The sequence below is a fragment of the Salinivibrio sp. MA440 genome (assembly GCF_001996265.1).
Classification (GTDB): Bacteria; Pseudomonadota; Gammaproteobacteria; order Enterobacterales; family Vibrionaceae; genus Salinivibrio; species Salinivibrio costicola.
Map to the genome: position 1 here is coordinate 1 of NZ_MUFI01000093.1, position 1,851 is coordinate 1,851.

Sequence of the window (1,851 nt, forward strand, 5' to 3'; positions counted from 1 at the left end):
GATTTATAATGGTAAAAAACTTGGCATGCATTTCGCTTTATAGGGTGGCGAACAGGCACACCGCCACGGTGGCGATGTGTCTTCCATGACATACAAAGGAGCGATTATGCCAACGCCATGTTATATCTCGATTGAAGGCGAAACTCAGGGTTTGATTACTGCCGGTGCCTGCACCGCGGATTCTATCGGTGATGCTTTTGTCGAAGGCCACGAAGACGAAATGCTGGTACAACAGTTTGACCACAATGTGACGGTTCCCACCGACCCACAATCTGGTCAGCCATCCGGTCAACGTGTTCATAAACCATTCAAATTCACCGTGGCACTCAACAAAGCGGTGCCATTGCTTTATAACGCACTGGCGTCAGGTGAGAAGATGTCAACGGTCGAGCTAAAGTGGTACCGCACCTCGATTGAAGGGAAACAAGAAAACTTCTTTACCACCAAGCTGGAAAGTGCCTCGATTGTGGACATTCACTGCGAGATGCCCCATTGCCAAGACCCGGCGAAGTCAGACTTTACCCAGAACCTGACGGTGTCGATGTCTTACCGCAAAGTGACCTGGGACCACGTCAACGCAGGCACCTCAGGCTCAGACGACTGGCGCAAGCCTATCGAAGCCTAATCCTTCATGGCGACATGAAGACACAAACAGCCTGCCTTTACGGGCGGGCTGTGGTGCGTTGAGCCAGACGGCAGAGTCTGGCTCAACGTATCAGGGTAAACAAGCAGGGCGAAGGATACACAGATGGCGACATTGCAAATAGCGTTAACCGTGGCGGGGCTGGACCCGCAACCGTTCGTGGTGGTGGACTACCAAGGGGACGAGTGCCTCTCTCACCAAGCCGGTATCAATGGCAACCCGGTGTATGGGTTCCAGTATGAGGTAGCATTGGCGAGCCGCCATACCGACCTCACGCCAGAGCAAGTGGTCGATAAGCCCGTGCAGCTGACGCTGTGGCGCAACGGCGAGCTGGTCAAACGGGTGCAGGGCATTGCCAGTGCCTTTAGCCAAGGTGACATTGGTCATCACTTTACCCGCTACCGCTTAACCTTGGTGCCCGCCCTGTATCGCCTGTCGCTTCGCCAAAACAGTCGTACCTTCCAGCACCAAACCGTGCCGACTATTCTAGAAACCCTGCTCACAGAAATGGGGGTGACGGAGGTTAGCTTCTCGCTAACCCGTGACTATGCCGAGCGCGAATACTGTGTCCAGCACCGCGAAAGTGACTTAGCGTTCTTCCACCGCTTAGCGGCAGAAGAAGGCTTGGTGTATCACCATGAGCACGATGCCGACACCCATACCCTGGTGGTGACCGATGCGCCCGACAGCTTGCCCCAGTTTGAGAGCCCGGTGCCCTATAACGCAATAAGCGGCGGACGCATCGATACCCCGTATATCGATGGCCTGACCCGCCACACCGCGGCGCAGCCTAGCCACACGGCGTTAAAAGACTACAGCTTTAAAAAGCCGCGTTATAGTTTTCAACAAGCCGCACAAGCCGATGGCATTGATTACCAGCGTACCGACAGCTACGAGCACTTTGACTTCCCGGGCCGCTTTAAAGACGACGCCACCGGACAGGCGTTTAACCAAACCCGCTTAGAGTACTTACGCCGTGAGGCCGAGCATGCCAACGGCCAAAGCAATGAGCCGGCATTACGCGCGGGTTATCGCTTTACCATCAGCGACCATTTGGATGAAAGCGTGAACCAAGCGTGGCAAGTGGTGCGCGTGCACCACCAAGGCAGCCAACCGCAAGCACTGGAAGAAGAGGGCGGCCAAGGGGCCACCACTTACAACAACCAGTTTATGCTTATTCCTGCCACCACCCCGTGGCGCGCAACCCC

Annotated in this window: 2 protein-coding genes; both read left to right on the forward strand. The window is 55.3% G+C overall.

From position 1 onward, the window contains the following. The first annotated feature begins 106 nt into the window (after positions 1-106). Positions 107-625: a type VI secretion system effector Hcp-2 gene (gene hcp-2 / locus BZG80_RS15615; protein ID WP_077579355.1), complete on the forward strand. Its 519-nt coding sequence runs from the start codon at positions 107-109 to the stop codon at positions 623-625. A 123-nt stretch (positions 626-748) separates the two neighbouring features. After that, a partial coding sequence (gene tssI / locus BZG80_RS15620) for a type VI secretion system tip protein TssI/VgrG (RefSeq protein WP_131827573.1) occupies positions 749-1,851 on the forward strand: 1,103 nt, incomplete at its 3' end.

What these genes read in the sequence shown, in the direction of transcription:
- hcp-2 (WP_077579355.1), top strand. Translation starts at nt 107, where the DNA reads ATGCCAACGCCATGTTATATCTCGATTGAAGGCGAAACTCAGGGTTTG.